Origin of the sequence: Escherichia sp. TC-EC600-tetX4 (assembly GCF_019356055.1) — a bacterium.
Lineage (GTDB): Bacteria > Pseudomonadota > Gammaproteobacteria > Enterobacterales > Enterobacteriaceae.
Window position 1 is genome coordinate 2,409,920 of record NZ_CP079924.1, and the last position, 23,349, is coordinate 2,433,268.

The window sequence follows — 23,349 nt, forward strand, 5'->3', positions numbered from 1 at the left end:
TCTCCAGACAACCAATATCACTTAAATAAGTGATAGTCTTAATACTAGTTTTTAGACTAGTCATTGGAGAACAGATGATTGATGTCTTAGGGCCGGAGAAACGCAGACGGCGTACCACACAGGAAAAGATCGCAATTGTTCAGCAGAGCTTTGAACCGGGGATGACGGTCTCCCTCGTTGCCCGGCAACATGGTGTAGCAGCCAGCCAGTTATTTCTCTGGCGTAAGCAATACCAGGAAGGAAGTCTTACTGCTGTCGCCGCCGGAGAACAGGTTGTTCCTGCCTCTGAACTTGCTGCCGCCATGAAGCAGATTAAAGAACTCCAGCGCCTGCTCGGCAAGAAAACGATGGAAAATGAACTCCTCAAAGAAGCCGTTGAATATGGACGGGCAAAAAAGTGGATAGCGCACGCGCCCTTATTGCCCGGGGATGGGGAGTAAGCTTAGTCAGCCGTTGTCTCCGGGTGTCGCGTGCGCAGTTGCACGTCATTCTCAGACGAACCGATGACTGGATGGATGGCCGCCGCAGTCGTCACACTGATGATACGGATGTGCTTCTCCGTATACACCATGTTATCGGAGAGCTGCCAACGTATGGTTATCGTCGGGTATGGGCGCTGCTTCGCAGACAGGCAGAACTTGATGGTATGCCTGCGATCAATGCCAAACGTGTTTACCGGATCATGCGCCAGAATGCGCTGTTGCTTGAGCGAAAACCTGCTGTACCGCCATCGAAACGGGCACATACAGGCAGAGTGGCCGTGAAAGAAAGCAATCAGCGATGGTGCTCTGACGGGTTCGAGTTCTGCTGTGATAACGGAGAGAGACTGCGTGTCACGTTCGCGCTGGACTGCTGTGATCGTGAGGCACTGCACTGGGCGGTCACTACCGGCGGCTTCAACAGTGAAACAGTACAGGACGTCATGCTGGGAGCGGTGGAACGCCGCTTCGGCAACGATCTTCCGTCGTCTCCAGTGGAGTGGCTGACGGATAATGGTTCATGCTACCGGGCTAATGAAACACGCCAGTTCGCCCGGATGTTGGGACTTGAACCGAAGAACACGGCGGTGCGGAGTCCGGAGAGTAACGGAATAGCAGAGAGCTTCGTGAAAACGATAAAGCGTGACTACATCAGTATCATGCCCAAACCAGACGGGTTAACGGCAGCAAAGAACCTTGCAGAGGCGTTCGAGCATTATAACGAATGGCATCCGCATAGTGCGCTGGGTTATCGCTCGCCACGGGAATATCTGCGGCAGCGGGCTTGTAATGGGTTAAGTGATAACAGATGTCTGGAAATATAGGGGCAAATCCAGGGTTCTTGTCCCATGATGTTCAAAACTGTCAATATCCTGCATTGTTAGCGTAGCGCCACTGCCAATTTCCAGCAAAGCTTTATCCTGTACCCGAATAACCCCGGCAAACCCCAGAGGGAATTCTCCGCTGATTGTCGTATCTCCATTCAGATATACCGACGACTCACCACTAACGACAATAACGCTGGTATAACTATATCCTGTGCGCAAGGAAGTAACCTGCGACCCATCTGCAAGCGCGTTTTTCTCTCCAATCAGTTCAAGTCCACCATTCATATTAACGGTATTGCCATCGCCAATCACAACCAGACCTGACGTTTTCTCTGCGCTGCCATCAAATAAATTACTCTGACGAGAAGTAACCTCACTGTCTGATACAACAGTTAACTTTCCATCCAGCGTCACGTTATTATCACTGCCGTAAACGTTGATACCCACGGATGGATCGAAGAAATATTCCGCCGCATTGTCTGCGGTTTTATCCTTATCAACCAGAACGTTACCAGTGATATTCACTGTATTCGCATCGCCAGAAACGTTTATGCCCGTCGCTTTCTGCCCGACCACTTTTAGATCTTTTGCCGCCAGCGTCACGCTGTTATTGTTGCCATTAAGATCTACCCCGGTCGAGAAATCGCCAACCTGCATACTGCCTGCCAGCGAAACCTTCCCACTGTTGGTTGTGATGCTGAACCCTGTCGCTTCATTGCTAACGTTAACATCACCCGTATTGGATACTGTTGCCCCCTCACCGTTGATGAGCACGCCAATCGATCCAGTATCGGAAACAACAATATCTCCTTTGTTGTTAACCGTGCCGTTGTCACCAATGTTCTCAACACCATGCGCACCGCCTGTAACAGTCAGGCTACCATCCAGATTTACAATGCCGATATTGCCCGCGATTTTGGTACCCGTGGAATCTTTTCCATCAACAGTGGTTTTTCCACTGTTATTCGCGGTGGCGTCGTTACCGTTGATCTGAGTGCCGGTGCCGCCATTGGTGATAGTGCTCTCGCCTTCGTTATTGACGATGGCCTGGTCGCCGTCAATCTGGATACCGATGGACTCCGGATCGGTGACGGTCATGGTGCCCTTGTTATCCACCGTTGCGCTGTCGCCGGTGATATCAATACCGTGACCGCCGCCGCTGACATCCAGATCGCCGTCCTGAATCACCTTCCCGTTATTGCCAGCAATTTCCGTACCGGTGGAATCCTTGCCGTCAACGGTGGTTTTGCCGTTGTTGTTTGCCGTGGCGTCATCACCGTTAATCTGCGTGCCGGTGCCACCGTTGGTGATGGCGCTCTCGCCTTCGTTGTTAACAACCGCCTGGTCGCCGTCAACCTGGATACCGATGGACTCCGGATCGGTGACGGTCATGGTGCCCTTGTTATCCACCGTTGCGCTGTCGCCGGTGATATCAATACCGTGACCGCCGCCGCTGACATCCAGATCGCCGTCCTGAATAACTTTTCCGTTATTACCGTTGATTTCCGTACCGGTGGAATCCTTGCCGTCAACGGTGGTTTTGCCGTTGTTGTTTGCCGTGGCGTCATCACCATTAATCTGGGTGCCGGTGCCACCGTTGGTGATGGTGCTCTCGCCTTCGTTATTGACGATGGCCTTGTCACCGTCGATCTGGATACCCATGGACTCCGGATCGGTGACGGTCATGGTGCCCTTGTTATCCACCGTCGCGCTGTCACCGGTGATATCAATACCGTGACCGCCGCCGCTGACATCCAGATCGCCGTCCTGAATCACTTTCCCGTTATTACCGTTGATTTCCGTACCGGTGGAATCTTTACCGTCAACGGTGGTTTTGCCATTGTTGTTTACTGTGGCATTATCACCCGTAATAACAAGCTCACCGTTGTGATTATATTGCCACTTCGTTGCGCCATCTGCGCTCACCCCTTCAAGGGCAACAGTGTTATTCGCTTCATCAATCTGCCAAAGATTAATCGTTGCCTTACGACCATTGCTATCTTGCAGAGATATAGTCCCGTCAGCATTCTCGGTATAAGTAAAAACTGAATCGCGAATAGTTAACGTTTTTTCTGTTTTATCGAGAATAACGTCATTATTAAACGAAACCGGTTTGGGAGGTGTAGGCGTATCATCCGGATCGTCCGGTATTATCTCATCTCCGCCAGGAGTTGGGGGAACTGGAGTGTCGTCTGATTCATCATCAGGGGGTGTCGGTGGGAGTGGAGAATTGTTGCGATGATGATGATCATCATCGTCGTTTAGTTCCACTACGGCTAAGGCCGTGATTAACGCAGCAGCGCCTGTGGAAAGCCATGGCATCAGGTTTTGTTCGACTAAAGGAGAGCATTCAGAGGGTAAGCGTTTAAGCTCTTCCGGACTGAGTTTTCCTGGGTCTGCCGGACAAGTCACATTGGTATTTTTCTTTTCACCTGTGGTGGTTTCTACCTCTGTGATATCTGCCGCCCAACCCTGACCACTCAGAGCTAATGCAATACAGGCCGACAATAGAGTTTTCCTTTGCATAATAAATCCTTCTGGCGAATATAAAGAAAGCCGGATGCACTAACCCGACCAATTAGTTATTTAAAACATAGAAGACATCCAATATTGCCAGTAGATTATTATCTAATCAAACATACTTTCCTATAATTCACAATTATAATTCAGGTGAATAAAAAAAGACCATGAAATATATAAATTGTGTATATAATATAAATTACAAATTAAAACCACATTCTCATTATAAATAATTATATGATGAAAAAACGGTATGAATTAATACTCAAATAAATAAAGCAGAGCTTAAACATAACTCTGCTTTATAATTAAAGGGACAAAATAATTTTACATCTGTTACTGTTTCGGTCGCAGATTCTCATCAAATACCAGGCGTTTCCTGCCAGGTTCAATTTCCCGCAATGGCTCGACTTGATGTAACGTCTGCTTACAGCGTGTCACCAGCACCTGGTACTCATGCGTACCCTGCTTTTTCCATGCCAACTCCTGCTCACTGAGTTCACGAATCGCTTTCGCCGGGCTGCCGACAATCAGGTAATTAGCTGGCATTTCTGCTTTGGCTTTCACAAATGCGGATGCACCAACAATGCTGTTCTCGCCAATCACCGCACCGTCCATCACTACCGCGTTCATTCCCACTAATGCATTGCGGCGGATAATGCAGCCGTGAAGGATAGCGCTATGACCAATATGTCCATCTTCTCCTACAACAGTATCCTGCTCGGGAAAACCGTGCATAACGCAATTATCCTGAATGTTCGCGCCATCTTTCACCACGATACGACCAAAATCGCCACGCAGGCTGGCATTTGGCCCAACGTAAACGCCCTTGCCGAGAATAACATCGCCGATCAATACCGCTGTCGGATGGACAAAACTCTCTTCTGGCACAACCGGAGTCAGACCGTCTATCTGATAAATTGGCATAACGCCTCCTGTTCAATATTCAAGCCGCCAAAACGTTGAAAATACAGGCTTCCCGGCGCAGGCAGTTCACCGACCGAGGTTTCACCTTTTTCACTAACGAACGCTAAAGCAGCAGGCGCTACGCGCTGATAAATGTTGATACACAGCTGACGCGCCGTATGCCCTGCCCAGTGTGCCGGAAGCAACTCCTCCGGCAACAATGGGTCTTTAAGGACGACACGGCGATAAAAATGGATCAGTAAAAGCTGAATATGAAATGCCCGCTCCGGGGTTAACTCGTCTGCCGCCTCTTTTAAAAGCGGCACCAGCGGGCGGAATGACTGAATAAAGGTTTCGTACATGGCATTTTGTTCAGTTAAATGCCAGCACTCTTCTACTCTGGCACGCAGTGCTGCGCGAGAAAGCGCCAGTGGTATTTGCGCTTCAAAACAAATCACGTTATCCGCCACACCCGCTTCATGCAAAAGTGTCTGTACATCGGCCAGTTTTTGCGACGGCGATGCCATCAGGCTGGGTGCCAGTGCGCAAAAACCTTGCCAGATCAACTGCTTTTTGACATCAGCCAGCGTTGATTTATCTAAACCTTCCGAGAGCAACAGGAGCCATTTACCATCCCATGCAGGTTGCTCTGCGCGATAAATTTTACTTTCTGCCCGTCGCGTCAGGCGCAAGCCTTTATCACTGAGGCTATAGAAACTGCGTCGCCCGATGCGGGAAACATCCAGCCAGCCTTCTTTATTAAGACGAAACAAAGCGGTGCGCACGAAACGCTCACCAAATCCCAGCCCTTCCAGCAAAGCAGCCAGACTACCCAACCAGATTTCACCACCACGATGGGAAAGCGAATCACCATACAGAGAGGAGATCAAAGATGTGCCACTGACCGGAACAGCGTTTACAGCATGTTGGATAAAAGTATCAAGTTTACTCATTCGCTTCAGTCTGTTGTTATTGTTGTGATTTATGAATCATAGCACAGGTCGTATCGACTTCTGGCCCTGGCGCTTTACCCCACCAGGGCCAGACGATACGTCAGGCACCAACAATATTGCGCAGATCAAACACCCGACACGCCTTGCCTTCTGAACGCGGGATACTGCCACAGTTAACGATCATCACATCGGTAGAGATCCCCACCATCGACTTAATCCGATGGCGCAGCTGGTGGCATACCTGGCAACGCTGCTCATGCGTCAATGTCAGGCTACTTTCTTTCAACTCCACTTTCACAGAAAGTGAATCAAGATGCCCCCGGCGGTTCACCTCCAGTTGGTAATGCGGCGATAAATGTTCGAATTTGACAATCTCTTCTTCCAGTTGTGACGGAAAGACATTTACACCGCGAATAATCAACATGTCATCGCTGCGTCCGCTGATGCGATCCATGCGGCGCATAGTCCGCGCCGTTCCTGGTAACAGTCGGGTTAAATCACGCGTGCGGTAACGAATGACCGGCAATGCTTCTTTGGTCAGCGTGGTGAATAACAGTTCGCCATGTTCACCATCGGCAAGCGGTGTGCCGTCATGAGGATTAACAATTTCAGGATAGAAATGATCTTCCCAAATGGTTGGGCCGTCGGTAGTTTCCAGACACTCCATCGCCACCCCCGGCCCCATCACTTCTGACAGGCCATAAATATCCAGTGCGGTGATCCCCAGGCGACGCTCAATCTCTTTACGCATGGCCTGTGTCCACGGCTCAGCACCAAATACTCCAACCCGCAGCGAGCAACCGCTGGCATCACCGCCCAACTGCCGCTCCAGCTCTTCAATCAGGTTAAGGCAATAAGATGGCGTAACCATGATCATATCTGGTTGAAAATCACGGATCAGTTGCGCTTGTTTTTCCGTCTGCCCGCCAGACATCGGGATCACCGTAGCGCCCAGACGTTCGGCACCATAGTGCGCACCCAGCCCACCAGTAAACAGGCCGTAACCATAGGCAACATGAATTTTGTCTTTGGGCGAGCCCCCTGCCGCACGCAAAGAACGCGCTACAATATTGGCCCAGTTATCAATATCGTTTTGCGTATAGCCGACAACTGTCGGTTTACCTGTGGTTCCCGAAGAAGCATGAATGCGCACCACTTGTTCCATTGGCACGGCAAAGGTGTCAAAGGGATAGTTGTCGCGCAGATCCTGTTTGGTGGTACAGGGAAATTTACGCAGGTCTGAAAGTTCCCTGAAATCATCAGGATGTACGCCTGCTGCGTCGAATTTGCGCCGATACATCGGCACATTTTCATACGCGTGTTTGAGCGTCCATTTCAGACGCTGTGTTTGCAACGCCTGTAACTCATCAACAGACGCGGTTTCAATCGGGTCAAGCTTTGTATTGGTTATCATTGTAGGGTACTCGCAGGTTGATATGCTCAAACACGCTCCAGAATCATGGCGATGCCCTGACCGACACCGATGCACATGGTGCACAATGCGTAACGACCGTTACGCCGATGCAGCTCATGGCTGGCAGCCAGTGCCAGGCGGGCACCACTCATTCCCAACGGATGGCCTAAGGCGATAGCGCCTCCGTTGGGGTTAACATGTGGGGCATCATCAGGCAGCCCCAATTCGCGTAGTACACCCAACGCCTGGGCCGCGAACGCTTCGTTCAGTTCAATCACGTCCATATCGTGAATACTCAGCCCTGCGCGTTCCAGCACCCGGCGAGTTGCAGGCACCGGACCAAGCCCCATCAGGCGCGGTTCCACCCCGGCGGTTGCCATGGCTACGATACGCGCCCGCGGTGTCAGTCCTTGCGCTGCTGCCATCTGTTCACTGGCAATAATCAACGCAGCGGCTCCGTCATTCACCCCGGAAGCATTGCCTGCGGTAATCACCCCATTGGCACGAAATGGTGCTTTTAACCCACGTAACTGTTCCAGCGTCGTTTCCGGGCGCAGATGCTCATCATGTTGTATTTCTGTTACAACACCTTTCTTGTTTTTCAACACAACCGGAACAATCTCCTCAGCCAGAATGCCTGAGGATTGCGCTTTTGCCGTACGTTGCTGACTGCGTAGCGCAAAACTATCTTGATCTTCTCGTGAGATTTTTAACAGTTCAGCTACATTCTCTGCCGTTTCCGGCATGCTGTCAGTTCCAAATTGCTGAGCCATGAGCGGGTTCACAAATCGCCAGCCAATAGTGGTATCGAACATCTCAGCCTGACGAGAAAATGCACTGGCTGCCTTGCCCATAACAAACGGTGCCCGTGACATTGACTCCACGCCACCGGCGATCAGCAAATCGCCATCGCCCGCTTTAATCGCCCGTGCGGCAAACCCCAGTGCGTCCAGCCCGGAACCACACAAGCGGTTAATGGTTGTGCCGGAAACACTCTGCGGCAGCCCCGCCAGTAAAGTCGCCATCCGGGCTACGTTACGGTTATCTTCTCCCGCCTGATTAGCACAGCCGAGGATCACATCATCGATACACTCCGCATCGAGACGCGGGTTTCGCACCAGCAGTTCCCGCAAAGGGATAGCAGCCAGATCATCAGCCCGAACACTTGATAATGCCCCGCCGTAGCGACCAATTGGCGTACGAATTCCGTCACAAATAAAGGCTTCACGCATCAGGCTTCTCCTGTAATGGTGCCGCCGATGCGGTGAGATTTACCGCGAAACAGCGCAACCGTTTTTTGTTGTTGGTTAACAATTTCGATGTCGTAAACACCGGTTTGCTTGCCCTGATGACGTACCTGCGCAGTAGCAGTTAAGGTGTCTCCGGCAAAGCCTGGACGCAAAAAATCAATCGTGCAGGCAGAAGCGACGGCTGCCAGCCCCTGGCTATTGCAGGCGTAGGCAAAGGCAGTATCAGCCAGTGAAAATAGCTGCCCGCCGTGGCAACTTTGATGACCGTTAAGCATTTGTGCAGTGACGGTCATGGTCACTACAGCAAAGCCTTCATCCATTGAGATAATGTCGATGCCAAGCGCTTTGGCGCAGGCATCGTTCTCATACATTGCATGGGCATTTTGCCAGGCCTTATGACTCATAACCGCTCTCCAGAAGCGCCCGTTGGCGCAGCAATGAACATGGGCGATAGCGTTCTTCGCCATAGTGATGCTGTAGATTTTCAAGGAGCCTTAATATTCGCTGCCAGCCAAGTTGCGCTCCCCAGGCAAGTGGGCCATATGGATAATTCACCCCAAGACGCATGGCGGTATCGATATCCTGTTCAGAGGCCACGCCTTTTTGAAGCGCATCAAGGGCTTCATTGATGATCATTGCTACCGTTCGCCAAATCAGCATTCCTGGGTAATCTGCAATTTGCAGCACTGTTTTGCCCTGCTGTTGCAGGTAATAAATGGCCTTGCGGGTCGCTGAGTCCGGGTTCACCGCTGCAGCAGCAATGGTCACCACCTTGCCCGCCATTTTATCGATCACTACCACCGGGCGTGCCAGTCGTATTGCCAGCGCCTGTGCCGTCTCGCCTTGTGTCTCAATCAATAAAACATCGTCAATTTCCGTGACACCGTCACTTTTCTTTTCTACTTTCATTGGGCTAAAACTGTCGCTTACCGCTTCCAGGCCAACAACTGCCTCACGTTCCGCGCGCCAGTCGTACACGCCCAGCCCACTTTTCTTGCCCAACCGTCCACCAATCACCAGTTCCTGTTGCACCAGCGAAGGTAAAAAACGACGCTCCTGCCAGAAAGCGTTAAACACCGAACAGGTGACAGCAAAATTGACGTCCTGACCAATCAGATCGGTTAATTCCAGCGGCCCCATCGGGAAACCAGCGCCATCGCGAAGTGCAGCGTCAATCACTTCTGGTGCAGCAACCTGCTCTTCCAGTGCCCGCCAGGCCTCGGAATAATAAGGACGCGCAACACGGTTAACGATAAATCCAGGAGTCGAATGACAGCGCACAGGCTGCTTACCCCAACTCAACGTTAGTTCACACAACTGCTCAACAACTTCCGCCGCCGTTGCCAGCCCACTGACCACCTCCACCAACTTCATCACCGGTGCCGGGTTAAAAAAATGCAGCCCCGCAACACGTTCAGGATTTTTTATCTCCGCAGCAATCGCGGTTATAGAGATTGACGAAGTGTTAGTGGTCAATAGCGTTTGTGGCGGGCAAACTTCCGCCAGCTGTGCAAAGAGCGCTTTTTTGACTTCCAGACGTTCAGACGCCGCTTCAATGACCAGGTCCGCAGCTGCCAGCGCGTGAATATCGGTCACCGGGATCAGGCGTTTCAATGTGCGTTCACAGGTTTCAGCAGTCAGTTTTCCCCGCGTCACGCGTGAATTTAGCCGCGCGTGTATCCCGTCGATTGCGCGGGTCAGCGCTTCAGCAGAAATGTCATACAGTAAAACCTGGTGTCCATGACTGGCAGCAACTTCAGCAATGCCTGCCCCCATGGTGCCGCTCCCAATCACTGCCACAGTTTGCACATTTATCATCATGCTATTTCCCCGTGAACTGCGGTGAGCGTTTAGCCAGGAACGCACTGACACCTTCACGATAATCTGCGCTCCGTCCGGCAAGTCGCTGATAGTCACGTTCCAGATCCAGTTGCGTATCGAGCGTATTGGTTTCAGCGCTATTTATCGCTTGCTTGATAAGTCCAAGACCAAATGTCGGTTGTGTCGCCAGATGCCGTGCCAGCTGTTGCGCGGTATCTGCCAGCGTTTCATCATCAACAACCTGCCAGATCATCCCCCATTCGTGCGCCTGTTCAGCACTCAGTTGATTCCCCAGCAGTGCCAGCCCCATGGCGCGCGCTCGTCCGGCAACGCGTGGCAGTAACCAGGTTCCACCGCAATCGGGTATTAAGCCTAACTTACTAAACGCCATGACGAATTTTGCTGAACGGGCAGCAATAACGATGTCGCCCCCCAGTGCCAGTGTTGCGCCTGCCCCTGCCGCCACGCCATTGACTGCACAGATCACCGGTTTTGGCAGTTTTGCCAGGCGACGTACCAGTGGGTTATAGAAACGTTCAACTGACATCCCTAAATCCGGTGCGGGGCCTGTGGGATCAACGTTACGATCGTTAAGATCCTGACCAGCACAAAATCCGCGCCCGGCACCTGTAAGTAACAGGCAACGGATAGTGTCGTCGCGCTCGACCTGTTTCAGGCACTCTGCCAGTTGTGCGTGCATCTCATCATTAAAACTGTTCAGGCGTTCCGGGCGGTTGAGCGTTAGTGTCATCACGCCCTTTTCTACATGACTGAGGATGAATTCCATCATTAGCGTCCTTTAAAGTCGGGCGTGCGTTTTTGTAAGAAAGCGGAGATGCCTTCATGACGATCTTCTGTTGCCGCCAGCAAGGTGAATAACTGTCGCTCCTGGGCAAGTCCGGCTTGCAAAGCCACTTCCTGCGACTGGCGCAGCGCTTGCTTTGCCGCTTGTAAGGCCAGCGGCGAGTGACGTGCCATTTTCGATGCCAGCTGTAAGGCGTATTCGAGGGTTAAATCGCTGGGGAAGACGTCGCTAACCAGCCCGGCCTGCTGTGCTTGCTGAGCGGTGATACTTTCTCCGCTCAGCACCATTTTGCTGGCTAACGATTTACCGACACTACGGATTAAACGTTGCGTTCCGCCTGCGCCAGGCATGATGCCGAGAGTGATTTCCGGCAACCCAAAACGCGCGTTCTCTCCGGCAACCACCACATCGCACAACAATGCCAGTTCGCAACCCGCCCCAAGCGCGTAACCATTGACGGCTGCGATAAGTGGTTTATTAAAGGCCTGCAATCGCGCCCATAGCTGCGGACGTGTATCGTTTAAGGTGGCCGCGAGATCTTTTTCTGCCATTTCGTTGAGATCGGCCCCAGCGGCAAAAAAGCGTGCATTACCGGTAATCACACAGACCGAAATGCTGGTATCGGTAGCCGCAGCTTCCAGTTCATTTACCAGTTGCATCAGCAGGGCATTATTTAGCGCATTACGTGCGGCGGGACGGTTAAGGGTCAGCAACAATACTCGTTGCTGACGGCTGACGATCAGTTCGCTCATGCCATCCCCTTCGCGTCAAAGTCAACCACCACATCGCTGGTCAGCGGCAGTGCCTGGCAACTCAACACATAACCTGCGGCCAGTTCATCCGGTTCCAGACTGTAATTGGTTTCCATCGCCACTTTGCCACGCAGCACTTTGCATTTGCAGGTCGCACAGACGCCGCCTTTGCAGGCATAGGGCAGATCCGCCCCCTGGCGCAATGCCGCATCGAGAATGCTTTCATCGTCGGCATTAAGCACGATTTCCCGATCCCGCCCATCCTGACGTACAGTCACTTTTTGTCCGTCACTTTGCACGTTAACGCTACGTTTGACGCGCGTGCCAGGCGTATTAAACCGCTCCAGATGAATGGTTTTATCTGGCATTCCCAGTGCTTTTAAGGCGGTTTCCGCGTCATCCATCATCGCCGCCGGACCACAAATAAATGCCTCATCATAAAGACGAAAATTAATGAGCGAGGCCCCAAGTGACTGTAATTTTTCACCGTCAATACGCCCGTGAAGCAGATCGCTGTCGAGGGTTTCCTGACTGAAAATGCACAACAACTGTAAACGCTGAGGATATTTGTCTTTCAGGTCTGCCAGTGCCTGGCGAAACATCATGCTCTGGCTGGTACGGTTACCGTAGATCAGGGTGAACTGACTTTCAGGCTCGGTTTGTAAAGTGGTGGCGATAATCGCCAGCATTGGCGTAATACCTGATCCTGCTGCAATTGCCAGATAGCGCCCCTGGCGTTCGGCCTGCGGCTGATAGCCGAAATGCCCCTGCGGCACCATGACCTCCAGCGTCATACCCTGGCGGATGTGTTCGCGGGCATAGCGGGAGAAACGTCCGCCTTCAATGGCTTTCACCGCCACACTAATTTCGCCAGGCAGATAGCTGCGGCAAATGGAGTAACAACGGCGTAATTCTTCACCATCAAAGCTGGCTTTTAAGGTCAAATGTTGACCGGGGCGAAAGCGATACGCCTCCTGCAAAGGCTGGGGCACCGCAAAGGTAATGGTCACCGCATCACGGGTTTCCGACTCGACTTTTGCCACTGTTAAGGAATGAAACGTTGTCATGGCATCCTCAAATACATTTGAAATAATCGAAAGGTTCGCGGCAACTATCGCAGCGGTACAATGCTTTGCAGGCCGTGGAACCAAATTCACTGATAAGTGTGGTATGGACGCTGGCGCAGCGCGGGCAACGTACTTCTGGCGGCAAATGGGCATGGCAACTGTGTCCGGCGGGCGGGCTAATGCCATACTCTCGCAGACGCTCACGGGCATCGGGGGTCATCCAGTCGGTGGTCCATGCCGGGTCGAGTTGCAGCACAACCTGAACGGGGGTAAACCCGTTGGTTGTCATTGCCTCACGTATCGCGCCAATCAAATGTTCCGTTGCCGGACAACCGGAATATGTCGGCGTAAAGCCGATCACCCATCCTTCTCCCATCTGTGTCACATTACGCACCATGCCTAAATCAGTAATGGTCAGCACCGGGATCTCCGGGTCCGGGATCTGGCTGAGTAGCGCCCATATCTCATGAACCTGTGGCGGTGCAATGGTGGCCAGACGTTGCATACCCATCTCCTCTGTTACCATTGCTGACCGGGCAAGACACGCTGGAGATACTGCATTTCTGCCAGCATGGGTCCAAGGTGTTCGGTATGCAGTCCTTTTTTACCGCCAGTGCGATACGCCTGCTCTTGCGGTACGTTCAATGTGGCTTCGTTGATCCCGGCAAAAACTTCGGCTTCCCACGCTGCGCGTAAAGTGCGTGGATCAACCGCAATACCCTCTTCACTCAGTGCAATATCAATCTCGTCGGCATCGAACAGTTCGGCGGTAAAACGCCACAACTTGTTGATGGCCTGCTGCATCTTTTGCCCTGATACGTCAGTACCATTGCCCAGTCGCTCCAGCCAGCCACGACTAAAACGCAGGTGATAGCGCGCTTCTTTAATTGCTTTGGCAGAAATCGCCGCCAGTTGCGGATCACGGCTTTCCATCAGACGGGTAAAGAGCGCCACATGCCATGCATCGATGAAATACTGGCGTGCAATGGTGTCGGCAAAATTGCCGTTTGGTTGTTCAACCAACAATAAGTTGCTGAACTGGCGCTCGTCTCGGGTGAAGGCCAGGGTATCTTCATCGCCTTCTCCCGCTAATTCAGCGGCATACGATAAGAAGTTGCGTGCCTGACCTAATAAATCGAGGCCAATGTTTGCCAGTGCGAGATCGATTTCCAGTTCCGGTGCGTGACCGCACCATTCACCCAACCGCTGGGAGAGCACCAGGCAGTTATCGCCCAGGCGCAAGGTGTAAGCCGTTAACTGATTCATTTCCGACCTCACATGTGCTCAATGCCATCAGGGATGGTGTAAAACGTTGGATGGCGATAGACCTTGCTTTCAGCCGGATCAAAAAATTCACCGCGTTCTTCCGGTTGCGAGGCAACAATTTCACTCGCCTTCACCACCCAAATTGAACATCCTTCGCTACGACGGGTGTAAGCATCACGGGCATTTTCCAGTGCCATCCGCTCATCGGCAGCATGTAAACTGCCAACATGGCGGTGTGATAAGCCCTGTTTGCCACGCACGAAAACTTCGTATAACGGCCAGTAAACATTACTCATTTTGAATCTCCTTATGCGACCTTACGGGCATGTTGTTTTTGTGCATGGGCCAGCGCTGCTTCCCGTACCCAGGTACCTTCTTCCCAGGCTTTACGTTTGGCGTCGAGCCTCTCCTGATTACAAATTCCGCGACCGTTAATTACTTCGTTAAACTCCTGCCAGTCGATCTCACCAAAGCGGTAGTGACCGCTTTCAGTGTCAAAATGCAGATCCGGGTCAGGAACGGTCATACCGAGCATTTCAACCTGTGGAACGGTGTTATCCACGAAACGCTGGCGGAGTTCGTCGTTGGTGAAACGTTTGATTTTCCAGGTGAGACTTCTGGCGCTGTTTGGCGAGTTATCATCGTTTGGCCCGAACATCATTAAGGCTGGCCACCAGAAACGGTTAATGGCGTCTTGCAACATCTGCTTTTGAGCTTCGCTGCCCTGCGCCAGTGCCATGCAGGCTTCAAACCCCTGACGCTGGTGAAAACTCTCTTCTTTGCAGATTTTCACCATTGCTCTGGCATACGGGCCATAAGAAGTGCGGCATAACGCCACCTGATTGACGATCGCTGCGCCATCCACCAGCCAGCCGATAACACCGATATCAGCCCAACTCAATGTCGGATAATTAAAGATGGAGGAATATTTCATCCGTCCGTCGAGCATTTTTTGGTAGATGTCTTCTCTGGCGCAGCCCAGTGTTTCGGCGGCGCTATAGAGATACAGACCATGACCGGCTTCATCCTGCACTTTGGCCAACAGAATGGCTTTACGCCGCAAGGTTGGTGCGCGAGTGATCCAGTTACCTTCAGGCAACATACCAACAATCTCGGAGTGCGCATGCTGCCCAATCTGGCGGATCAATGTCTTTCGGTAAGCATCGGGCATCCAGTCCTGTGGCTCGATAGCCGTTTCCTGGGCTATCCGTTGCTCAAAGCGTTCTTCTTGGGTCACGTCATCACCTTTACGATTCCAGTTTTCGTGAATTAATTAAAAACACGAATCACATTGTTTTATGAAAGTTACACAATAGTTAAGTAAAATCACAAATTTTGTATGTTTGAACTGTGACGGATTTCGCACCCTATTTTTATAAATCATTATTTATCAGTGCATTAATGTTTTCCGCAGTTGCTATACAGATCGCATAGTTAACATTTCGTTAAAAGATCCTTTGCTTTTTATGATTCGCGATTTAACTATTAGCAACAGAAATGTGAAACATCTGGAGAGTAGCGATGCAGCAGTTAGCCAGTTTCTTATCCGGTACCTGGCAGTCTGGCCGGGGCCGTAGCCGTTTGATTCACCACGCTATTAGCGGCGAGGCGTTATGGGAAGTGACCAGTGAAGGTCTTGATATGGCGGCTGCCCGCCAGTTTGCCATTGAAAAAGGTGCCCCCGCCCTTCGCGCTATGACCTTTATCGAACGTGCGGCGATGCTTAAAGCGGTCGCTAAACATCTGCTGAGTGAAAAAGAGCGTTTCTATGCTCTTTCTGCGCAAACAGGCGCAACGCGGGCAGACAGTTGGGTTGATATTGAAGGTGGCATTGGGACGTTATTTACTTACGCCAGCCTCGGTAGCCGGGAGCTGCCTGACGATACGCTGTGGCCGGAAGATGAATTGATCCCCTTATCGAAAGAAGGTGGATTTGCCGCGCGCCATTTACTGACCTCAAAGTCAGGCGTGGCAGTGCATATTAACGCCTTTAACTTCCCCTGCTGGGGAATGCTGGAAAAGCTGGCACCAACGTGGCTGGGCGGAATGCCAGCCATCATCAAACCAGCTACCGCGACGGCCCAACTGACTCAGGCGATGGTGAAATCAATTGTCGATAGTGGTCTTGTTCCCGAAGGCGCAATTAGTCTGATCTGCGGTAGTGCTGGCGACTTGTTGGATCATCTGGACAGCCAGGATGTGGTGACTTTCACGGGGTCAGCGGCGACCGGACAGATGCTGCGAGTTCAGCCAAATATCGTCGCCAAATCTATCCCCTTCACTATGGAAGCTGATTCCCTGAACTGCTGCGTACTGGGCGAAGATGTCACCCCGGATCAACCGGAGTTTGCGCTGTTTATTCGTGAAGTTGTGCGTGAGATGACCACAAAAGCCGGGCAAAAATGTACGGCAATCCGGCGGATTATTGTGCCGCAGGCATTGGTTAATGCTGTCAGTGATGCTCTGGTTGCGCGATTACAGAAAGTCGTGGTCGGTGATCCTGCTCAGGAAGGCGTGAAAATGGGCGCACTGGTAAATGCTGAGCAGCGTGCCGATGTGCAGGAAAAAGTGAACATATTGCTGGCTGCAGGATGCGAGATTCGCCTCGGTGGTCAGGCGGATTTATCTGCTGCGGGTGCCTTCTTCCCGCCAACCTTATTGTACTGTCCGCAGCCGGATGAAACACCGGCGGTACATGCAACAGAAGCCTTTGGCCCTGTCGCAACGCTGATGCCAGCACAAAACCAGCGACATGCTCTGCAACTGGCTTGTGCAGGCGGCGGTAGCCTTGCGGGAACGCTGGTGACGGCTGATCCGCAAATTGCGCGTCAGTTTATTGCCGACGCGGCACGTACGCATGGGCGAATTCAGATCCTCAATGAAGAGTCGGCAAAAGAATCCACCGGGCATGGCTCCCCACTGCCACAACTGGTACATGGTGGGCCTGGTCGCGCAGGAGGCGGTGAAGAATTAGGCGGTTTACGAGCGGTGAAACATTACATGCAGCGAACCGCTGTTCAGGGTAGTCCGACGATGCTTGCCGCTATCAGTAAACAGTGGGTGCGCGGTGCGAAAGTCGAAGAAGATCGTATTCATCCGTTCCGCAAATATTTTGAGGAGCTACAACCAGGCGACAGCCTGTTGACTCCCCGCCGCACAATGACAGAGGCCGATATTGTTAACTTTGCTTGCCTCAGCGGCGATCATTTCTATGCACATATGGATAAGATTGCTGCTGCCGAATCTATTTTCGGTGAGCGGGTGGTGCATGGGTATTTTGTGCTTTCTGCGGCTGCGGGTCTGTTTGTCGATGCCGGTGTCGGTCCGGTCATTGCTAACTACGGGCTGGAAAGCTTGCGTTTTATCGAACCCGTAAAGCCAGGCGATACCATCCAGGTGCGTCTCACCTGTAAGCGCAAGACGCTGAAAAAACAGCGTAGCGCAGAAGAAAAACCAACAGGTGTGGTGGAATGGGCTGTAGAGGTATTCAATCAGCATCAAACCCCGGTGGCGCTGTATTCAATTCTGACGCTGGTGGCCAGGCAGCACGGTGATTTTGTCGATTAATCGGTGAATGAAGGGCAACGGCGAATAGTTGCCCTTTTATTTCACTAAGTTTTGTGACGTTGTCACATTATGCATGATGTGTACATCTATTTTCAGGGCATCCACTGTATGAAAAGCTGGCACACCTGCCAAACAACCTGGCAGGTGCAGGCAATCCCCTTTGCATCAGTACTGATAATGTGAACCTGACTAAACCGCCCACAGAGCGCGGTTGCTAACAAGAACACAACATCTGACGAGGTTAATAATGGGAAGCCCCTCTCTGTATTCTGCCCGTAAAACAACCCTGGCGTTGGCAGTCGCCTTAAGTTTCGCCTGGCAAGCGCCGGTATTTGCCCACGGTGGTGAAGCGCATATGGTGCCAATGGATAAAACGCTTAAAGAATTTGGTGCCGATGTGCAGTGGGACGACTACGCCCAGCTCTTTACCCTGATTAAAGATGGCGCGTACGTGAAAGTGAAGCCTGGTGCGCAAACAGCAATTGTTAATGGTCAGCCTCTGGCACTGCAAGTACCGGTAGTGATGAAAGACAATAAAGCCTGGGTTTCTGACACCTTTATTAACGATGTTTTCCAGTCCGGGCTGGATCAAACCTTTCAGGTAGAAAAGCGCCCTCACCCACTTAATGCGCTAACTGCGGACGAAATTAAACAGGCCGTTGAAATTGTTAAAGCTTCCGCGGACTTCAAACCCAATACCCGTTTTACTGAGATCTCCCTGCTACCGCCAGATAAAGAAGCTGTCTGGGCGTTTGCGCTGGAAAACAAACCGGTTGACCAGCCGCGCAAAGCCGACGTCATTATGCTCGACGGCAAACATATCATCGAAGCGGTGGTGGATCTGCAAAACAACAAACTGCTCTCCTGGCAACCCATTAAAGACGCCCACGGTATGGTGTTGCTGGATGATTTCGCCAGTGTGCAGAACATTATTAACAACAGTGAAGAATTTGCCGCTGCCGTGAAGAAACGCGGTATTACTGATGCGAAAAAAGTGATTACCACGCCGCTGACCGTAGGTTATTTCGATGGTAAAGATGGCCTGAAACAAGATGCCCGGTTGCTCAAAGTCATCAGCTATCTTGATGTCGGTGATGGCAACTACTGGGCACATCCCATCGAAAACCTGGTGGCGGTCGTTGATTTAGAACAGAAAAAAATCGTTAAGATTGAAGAAGGTCCGGTAGTTCCGGTGCCAATGACCGCACGCCCATTTGATGGCCGTGACCGCGTTGCTCCGGCAGTTAAGCCTATGCAAATCATTGAGCCTGAAGGTAAAAATTACACCATTACTGGCGATATGATTCACTGGCGGAACTGGGATTTTCACCTCAGCATGAACTCTCGCGTCGGGCCGATGATCTCCACCGTGACTTATAACGACAATGGCACCAAACGCAAAGTCATGTACGAAGGTTCTCTCGGCGGCATGATTGTGCCTTACGGTGATCCTGATATTGGCTGGTACTTTAAAGCGTATCTGGACTCTGGTGACTACGGTATGGGCACGCTAACCTCACCAATTGCTCGTGGTAAAGATGCCCCGTCTAACGCAGTGCTCCTTAATGAAACCATCGCCGACTACACTGGCGTGCCGATGGAGATCCCTCGCGCTATCGCGGTATTTGAACGTTATGCCGGGCCGGAGTATAAGCATCAGGAAATGGGCCAGCCCAACGTCAGTACCGAACGCCGGGAGTTAGTGGTGCGCTGGATCAGTACAGTGGGTAACTATGACTACATTTTTGACTGGATCTTCCATGAAAACGGCACTATTGGCATCGATGCCGGTGCTACGGGCATCGAAGCGGTGAAAGGTGTTAAAGCGAAAACCATGCACGATGAGACGGCGAAAGATGACACGCGCTACGGCACGCTTATCGATCACAATATCGTGGGTACTACACACCAACATATTTATAATTTCCGCCTCGATCTGGATGTAGATGGCGAGAATAACAGCCTGGTGGCGATGGACCCAGTGGTAAAACCGAATACTGCCGGTGGCCCACGCACCAGTACCATGCAAGTTAATCAGTACAACATCGGCAATGAACAGGATGCCGCACAGAAATTTGATCCGGGCACGATTCGTCTGTTGAGTAACCCGAACAAAGAGAACCGCATGGGCAATCCGGTTTCCTATCAAATTATTCCTTATGCAGGTGGTACTCACCCGGTAGCAAAAGGTGCCCAGTTCGCGCCGGACGAGTGGATCTATCATCGTTTAAGCTTTATGGACAAGCAGCTCTGGGTAACGCGTTATCATCCTGGCGAGCGTTTCCCGGAAGGCAAATATCCGAACCGTTCTACTCATGACACCGGTCTTGGACAATACAGTAAGGATAACGAGTCGCTGGACAACACCGACGCCGTTGTCTGGATGACCACCGGCACCACACATGTGGCCCGCGCCGAAGAGTGGCCGATTATGCCGACCGAATGGGTACATACTCTGCTGAAACCATGGAACTTCTTTGACGAAACGCCAACGCTAGGGGCGCTGAAGAAAGATAAGTGATTGTTTCAGACAAAAAAACGGCACCAGGTGCCGTTTTTTACTTATGAGCGAACCAGATTAATACCGTACACACACCGACTTAGTTTCACACCAACCGTCCAGCCAGTCGGGGCCAAAATCACGGCCCGTTCCTGACTGCTTCATCCCACCAAACGGTAAGTTAGCGTCAATTAAGGTATGGCTGTTTACCCACACCGTCCCTGCCTGTAAGCGATCGCTATATTCCAGAGCCTGGGAGAGATTTTGCGTCCAGACACTGGCAGTTAAGCCATATTCCGTGTCGTTTGCCAGTTGTAACGCCTCTTCTCCATCCGCTACTCGCACCAGGTTTACCACCGGACCAAACACCTCTTCACGAGTTAAGCGCAATTTAGCATCGGGATTTACCACCAGCGTTGGCGCAACATAATACCCCTCTCCGGCTGGTCCATTCGACCCGCGAATCAGCTCTGCTTGCTGTGCCTGCGCATCGTCGAGGAATGAACACACTTTGTCGCAGTGCGCACGAGAAACCAAAGGGTTAATCTGTGCAACAGGTGACATCCCCGGTCCCACTTGCAACGATTTTACCGCCTGCTCAAATCCACTAACCAGCGTGTCAAACAACGGCGCTTCAATATAAATTCGCGAACTGGCGGCGCATACTTGCCCTTGATTCAGGAAGCTTCCGGTCATCAAGCCTTCAATAACCCATTGCGGATCAGCATCTTTTAATACAATTGCCGGGTTTTTACCGCCCAGTTCCAGCGTTACACGCGTTAAGTGATCAGCAGCAGTTCTGGCAATACCTTTTCCCGTCGCGGTTGAACCGGTAAAACTGATTTTCGCAACATGAGGATGTGACGTCAGGGCCGCGCCGCATACAGCACCTGACCCGGTGACGACATTAAAAACGCCATCAGGGATACCAGCCTCGCTGGCCAGTTCCGCCACGCGCAACATCGTCAGTGGCGTGGTTTCCGAAGGCTTAATCACGATTGAACAGCCTGCTGCCAGTGCTGGCATCACCTTCCACATACCAATCATCAACGGAAAGTTCCATGGCACAATTCCCGCCACTACGCCAACCGGCTCTTTACGCGTCCAGGCCTGATAACGCGCCCCCTGGGGTAAGGGAATCGACAAGTCCAGCGTTTTACCCGCGATTTTGGTCGTTAACCCGGCGGTATAACGCATCCAGTTCAGCGTACAGCCCACTTCAAAAGCACGGGAAATGGCAATTGACTTGCCTTGCTCCAGGGTTTCCAGTTGCGCCAGCTCCTCACTGTGCTGCTCCACCAGATCAGCAAAACGTAGCAGAATACGTTCACGCTCTGCGGGTAATCGCCCGGCCCAGCGACGCGAGACAAAGGCCCGCCAGGCAGACATGACTGCGTTATCTACATCCGCTTCGTTGGCATCAGCAGTAGACGCAATTTCTTGCCCGGTGGCCGGATCAAAGATCGCCAACCGTTTTTCACTTTGTGCGGGGCCAGGACGACCATCAATATAAAGACCGTGTTGACGATCGAGAAACTGTTGGACCTGGCTTAATACTGCTACATGCGGCTCTGTCATCACTTTTCCTTATTATTTACCCAGTGTGATTTCAGTGTACGCAGCGACAAGAAAAGTCACTTTTTTCGCTGTGACATTCGCTTTGTCAGCTGTGACAAGCTCCGCAAATCGTGACAATAACCGCTTATGTCTCTATGCCTGACAAGACTTATTTCCTATAGTCAGGCTCATTAGCTTCGTTTATTGCAACACAAATGCAACAATAAAAATACATTTCACAGAGCGAAAACGTGCCATGAACCCCGCAGTGGATAATGAGTTTCAGCAATGGCTTTCCCAAATCAATCAGGTATGCGGAAATTTTACCGGACGCCTGCTGACTGAGCGTTACACGGGTGTACTGGACACGCATTTTGCCAAAGGACTAAAGCTGAGTACCGTGACAACCAGCGGGGTGAATTTATCCCGCACCTGGCAGGAAGTAAAAGGCAGCGACGATGCCTGGTTTTACACCGTTTTTCAGCTTAGTGGTCAGGCAATAATGGAGCAGGATGAGCGTCAGGTGCAGATTGGCGCTGGCGATATTACGTTACTCGATGCCTCACGCCCCTGTTCGCTTTACTGGCAGGAGTCTTCTAAACAGATTTCATTACTTTTGCCACGCACTCTGCTGGAACAATATTTTCCCCATCAAAAACCTATCTGCGCAGAAAGACTGGACGCTGACTTACCCATGGTGCAACTCAGTCATCGCCTGTTACAGGAGAGCATGAATAATCCGGCACTTTCTGAAACAGAAAGTGAAGCTGCGCTACAGGCGATGGTGTGTCTGCTGCGCCCGGTACTTCATCAGCGGGAATCTGTTCAACCTCGTCGTGAACGTCAGTTTCAAAAAGTGGTTACGTTGATAGACGATAATATTCGCGAAGAGATATTACGCCCGGAGTGGATAGCCGGAGAGACAGGTATGTCAGTACGTAGTTTGTACCGAATGTTTGCCGATAAAGGTTTGGTAGTCGCGCAATATATTCGTAACCGTCGTCTCGATTTTTGTGCAGATGCGATTCGCCATGCCGCAGATGATGAAAAACTGGCAGGCATCGGCTTTCATTGGGGATTTTCTGACCAGAGTCATTTTTCAACGGTATTTAAGCAACGCTTTGGGATGACGCCAGGCGAGTATCGACGTAAATTCCGCTAACTAATTGGCGTTGCATGTACTGCAACGCCAATTAGTTAAAACAGATATTTGACTATGCATTTTTCAGGGCAAAAGGCAATTTGACAGGAGTTTTTGAATATTCACCTTGTTTCAGGAAAATAGATCAATCGCCTTCTCCTGTAGCGTTATCCCGATATTGCGGTTTTGCTATTAAAATTTTCGCACCCATTTACCGTTTATCCCTTGTACATATTCCCCCGGTTTGGCCCGAGCTACGAGCTTTTGCCCGGCGAGTTTCGCGATATCATCTACCGACACATTATTTTGCTTTGCCAGTTGTTGGTAACTCGCTTTACGTTCGGCATTAATGTCGGCTACTAATTTCTCTGTTTCAGCATCCGTTTTCAGCGCAACCAGATAACCGTAAAATGTTTCACCTACCCGCCCCTGAGTTCTGGCTTCATCCAGAGTCAATGCCATTACATTGCTGCTTACCAGCCCAACAAGAAACGCACAAAGAAGTAATGTTTTCTTCATCATCA

20 protein-coding genes and 1 pseudogene are annotated in these 23,349 nt (G+C 51.4%); 5 read left to right on the top strand and 16 right to left on the bottom strand.

What is annotated here, in order from left to right:
* Positions 1-74 precede the first annotated feature (74 nt).
* Positions 75-1,303, top strand: a protein-coding gene (locus KXD89_RS11630; protein WP_088895425.1) for an IS3-like element IS2 family transposase whose coding sequence is annotated in 2 segments (ribosomal slippage) — positions 75-390 and positions 390-1,303 — 1,230 coding nt in all. Because the reading frame shifts where the segments join, the coding sequence is not laid out codon by codon here.
* A 3-nt stretch (positions 1,304-1,306) separates the two neighbouring features.
* Here the strand turns inward: KXD89_RS11630 and KXD89_RS11635 are convergent.
* Positions 1,307-3,832, bottom strand: a pseudogene (locus tag KXD89_RS11635) (beta strand repeat-containing protein); the annotation flags it as partial.
* A 161-nt stretch (positions 3,833-3,993) separates the two neighbouring features.
* Here KXD89_RS11635 and KXD89_RS11640 point away from each other — a divergent pair.
* Positions 3,994-4,059 carry a hypothetical protein gene (locus tag KXD89_RS11640; RefSeq protein ID WP_010723099.1) on the top strand — a complete coding sequence of 22 codons (66 nt, stop codon included), beginning with the start codon at positions 3,994-3,996 and terminating at the stop codon, positions 4,057-4,059.
* 103 nt (positions 4,060-4,162) lie between these two features.
* Here the strand turns inward: KXD89_RS11640 and paaY are convergent, their stop codons facing one another.
* The 13 genes from paaY to paaA all read right to left on the bottom strand — a co-directional run bounded on the left by paaY (position 4,163) and on the right by paaA (position 15,297).
* The gene (gene paaY, locus KXD89_RS11645; RefSeq protein WP_001123464.1) at positions 4,163-4,753 is read right to left on the bottom strand and encodes a phenylacetic acid degradation protein PaaY; all 591 of its coding nucleotides are present in this window, start codon (positions 4,751-4,753) and stop codon (positions 4,163-4,165) included.
* A complete protein-coding gene (gene paaX / locus KXD89_RS11650; protein WP_072647375.1) occupies positions 4,735-5,685 on the bottom strand; it encodes a phenylacetic acid degradation operon negative regulatory protein PaaX in 951 nt (316 codons plus the stop codon). Before paaX ends, paaY begins: the two co-directional genes overlap by 19 nt.
* 100 nt (positions 5,686-5,785) lie before the next feature.
* Positions 5,786-7,099: a phenylacetate--CoA ligase PaaK gene (gene paaK, locus KXD89_RS11655; RefSeq protein WP_000632280.1), complete on the bottom strand. Its 1,314-nt coding sequence runs from the start codon at positions 7,097-7,099 to the stop codon at positions 5,786-5,788.
* Positions 7,100-7,125: 26 nt separating this feature from the next.
* Positions 7,126-8,331: a bifunctional 3-oxoadipyl-CoA/3-oxo-5,6-dehydrosuberyl-CoA thiolase gene (gene paaJ, locus KXD89_RS11660; protein ID WP_001206197.1), complete on the bottom strand. Its 1,206-nt coding sequence runs from the start codon at positions 8,329-8,331 to the stop codon at positions 7,126-7,128.
* A complete protein-coding gene (paaI, locus tag KXD89_RS11665; RefSeq protein ID WP_000018413.1) occupies positions 8,331-8,753 on the bottom strand; it encodes a hydroxyphenylacetyl-CoA thioesterase PaaI in 423 nt (140 codons plus the stop codon). The genes paaJ and paaI overlap by 1 nt, the downstream gene beginning before the upstream one ends.
* On the bottom strand, positions 8,743-10,170 hold the full coding sequence (gene paaH, locus KXD89_RS11670; protein ID WP_000973360.1) for a 3-hydroxyacyl-CoA dehydrogenase PaaH: 1,428 nt from the start codon (positions 10,168-10,170) through the stop codon (positions 8,743-8,745). The genes paaI and paaH overlap by 11 nt, the downstream gene beginning before the upstream one ends.
* 1 nt (position 10,171) lies before the next feature.
* Positions 10,172-10,960 (bottom strand): 2-(1,2-epoxy-1,2-dihydrophenyl)acetyl-CoA isomerase PaaG, encoded by a 789-nt coding sequence (gene paaG, locus KXD89_RS11675; RefSeq protein WP_000969784.1) that lies wholly within the window; start codon positions 10,958-10,960, stop codon positions 10,172-10,174.
* Positions 10,960-11,727 carry a 2,3-dehydroadipyl-CoA hydratase PaaF gene (gene paaF, locus KXD89_RS11680; protein ID WP_001292353.1) on the bottom strand — a complete coding sequence of 256 codons (768 nt, stop codon included), beginning with the start codon at positions 11,725-11,727 and terminating at the stop codon, positions 10,960-10,962. Before paaF ends, paaG begins: the two co-directional genes overlap by 1 nt.
* The gene (paaE, locus tag KXD89_RS11685) at positions 11,724-12,794 is read right to left on the bottom strand and encodes a 1,2-phenylacetyl-CoA epoxidase subunit PaaE (RefSeq protein ID WP_000206388.1); all 1,071 of its coding nucleotides are present in this window, start codon (positions 12,792-12,794) and stop codon (positions 11,724-11,726) included. The genes paaF and paaE overlap by 4 nt, the downstream gene beginning before the upstream one ends.
* Before the next feature lie 7 nt (positions 12,795-12,801).
* Positions 12,802-13,299, bottom strand: coding sequence for a 1,2-phenylacetyl-CoA epoxidase subunit PaaD (gene paaD / locus KXD89_RS11690; RefSeq protein ID WP_001189201.1), 498 nt, complete (start codon positions 13,297-13,299; stop codon positions 12,802-12,804).
* 14 nt (positions 13,300-13,313) lie between these two features.
* Positions 13,314-14,060: a 1,2-phenylacetyl-CoA epoxidase subunit PaaC gene (gene paaC / locus KXD89_RS11695; protein WP_001072837.1), complete on the bottom strand. Its 747-nt coding sequence runs from the start codon at positions 14,058-14,060 to the stop codon at positions 13,314-13,316.
* An 8-nt stretch (positions 14,061-14,068) separates the two neighbouring features.
* A complete protein-coding gene (gene paaB, locus KXD89_RS11700; RefSeq protein WP_000073393.1) occupies positions 14,069-14,356 on the bottom strand; it encodes a 1,2-phenylacetyl-CoA epoxidase subunit PaaB in 288 nt (95 codons plus the stop codon).
* Between the two features lie 11 nt (positions 14,357-14,367).
* On the bottom strand, positions 14,368-15,297 hold the full coding sequence (gene paaA, locus KXD89_RS11705; RefSeq protein ID WP_000191077.1) for a 1,2-phenylacetyl-CoA epoxidase subunit PaaA: 930 nt from the start codon (positions 15,295-15,297) through the stop codon (positions 14,368-14,370).
* Between the two features lie 284 nt (positions 15,298-15,581).
* On the opposite strand from paaA, the gene paaZ reads away from it, so the two are divergent.
* Together paaZ and tynA are read left to right on the top strand one after the other, a co-directional pair.
* Positions 15,582-17,627 carry a phenylacetic acid degradation bifunctional protein PaaZ gene (gene paaZ, locus KXD89_RS11710; RefSeq protein ID WP_001186469.1) on the top strand — a complete coding sequence of 682 codons (2,046 nt, stop codon included), beginning with the start codon at positions 15,582-15,584 and terminating at the stop codon, positions 17,625-17,627.
* A gap of 247 nt (positions 17,628-17,874) precedes the next feature.
* Positions 17,875-20,148: a primary-amine oxidase gene (gene tynA, locus KXD89_RS11715; protein WP_000535469.1), complete on the top strand. Its 2,274-nt coding sequence runs from the start codon at positions 17,875-17,877 to the stop codon at positions 20,146-20,148.
* A 57-nt stretch (positions 20,149-20,205) separates the two neighbouring features.
* Here tynA and feaB read toward each other — a convergent pair whose 3' ends face one another.
* Positions 20,206-21,705 (bottom strand): phenylacetaldehyde dehydrogenase, encoded by a 1,500-nt coding sequence (gene feaB / locus KXD89_RS11720; RefSeq protein ID WP_000138615.1) that lies wholly within the window; start codon positions 21,703-21,705, stop codon positions 20,206-20,208.
* A gap of 235 nt (positions 21,706-21,940) precedes the next feature.
* On the opposite strand from feaB, the gene feaR reads away from it, so the two are divergent.
* Positions 21,941-22,846, top strand: a complete 906-nt coding sequence (gene feaR, locus KXD89_RS11725) for a transcriptional regulator FeaR (RefSeq protein WP_001067514.1) — start codon at positions 21,941-21,943, stop codon at positions 22,844-22,846.
* Positions 22,847-23,017: 171 nt separating this feature from the next.
* Here feaR and KXD89_RS11730 read toward each other — a convergent pair whose 3' ends face one another.
* Positions 23,018-23,344, bottom strand: coding sequence for a YdbL family protein (locus KXD89_RS11730; RefSeq protein WP_001300734.1), 327 nt, complete (start codon positions 23,342-23,344; stop codon positions 23,018-23,020).
* Positions 23,345-23,349: the final 5 nt, after the last annotated feature.

Bases quoted from the DNA above. Each gene is read 5' to 3' on its own strand.
- paaG (WP_000969784.1), bottom strand. From the start codon at position 10,960: ATGATGGAATTCATCCTCAGTCATGTAGAAAAGGGCGTGATGACACTA.
- paaC (WP_001072837.1), bottom strand. From the start codon at position 14,060: ATGAATCAGTTAACGGCTTACACCTTGCGCCTGGGCGATAACTGCCTG.
- feaR (WP_001067514.1), top strand. From the start codon at position 21,941: ATGAACCCCGCAGTGGATAATGAGTTTCAGCAATGGCTTTCCCAAATC.
- paaD (WP_001189201.1), bottom strand. From the start codon at position 13,299: ATGCAACGTCTGGCCACCATTGCACCGCCACAGGTTCATGAGATATGG.
- paaI (WP_000018413.1), bottom strand. From the start codon at position 8,753: ATGAGTCATAAGGCCTGGCAAAATGCCCATGCAATGTATGAGAACGAT.
- paaX (WP_072647375.1), bottom strand. From the start codon at position 5,685: ATGAGTAAACTTGATACTTTTATCCAACATGCTGTAAACGCTGTTCCG.
- paaB (WP_000073393.1), bottom strand. From the start codon at position 14,356: ATGAGTAATGTTTACTGGCCGTTATACGAAGTTTTCGTGCGTGGCAAA.
- paaY (WP_001123464.1), bottom strand. From the start codon at position 4,753: ATGCCAATTTATCAGATAGACGGTCTGACTCCGGTTGTGCCAGAAGAG.
- paaH (WP_000973360.1), bottom strand. From the start codon at position 10,170: ATGATGATAAATGTGCAAACTGTGGCAGTGATTGGGAGCGGCACCATG.
- paaK (WP_000632280.1), bottom strand. From the start codon at position 7,099: ATGATAACCAATACAAAGCTTGACCCGATTGAAACCGCGTCTGTTGAT.
- feaB (WP_000138615.1), bottom strand. From the start codon at position 21,705: ATGACAGAGCCGCATGTAGCAGTATTAAGCCAGGTCCAACAGTTTCTC.
- KXD89_RS11730 (WP_001300734.1), bottom strand. From the start codon at position 23,344: ATGAAGAAAACATTACTTCTTTGTGCGTTTCTTGTTGGGCTGGTAAGC.
- paaE (WP_000206388.1), bottom strand. From the start codon at position 12,794: ATGACAACGTTTCATTCCTTAACAGTGGCAAAAGTCGAGTCGGAAACC.
- paaZ (WP_001186469.1), top strand. From the start codon at position 15,582: ATGCAGCAGTTAGCCAGTTTCTTATCCGGTACCTGGCAGTCTGGCCGG.
- paaF (WP_001292353.1), bottom strand. From the start codon at position 11,727: ATGAGCGAACTGATCGTCAGCCGTCAGCAACGAGTATTGTTGCTGACC.
- tynA (WP_000535469.1), top strand. From the start codon at position 17,875: ATGGGAAGCCCCTCTCTGTATTCTGCCCGTAAAACAACCCTGGCGTTG.
- paaJ (WP_001206197.1), bottom strand. From the start codon at position 8,331: ATGCGTGAAGCCTTTATTTGTGACGGAATTCGTACGCCAATTGGTCGC.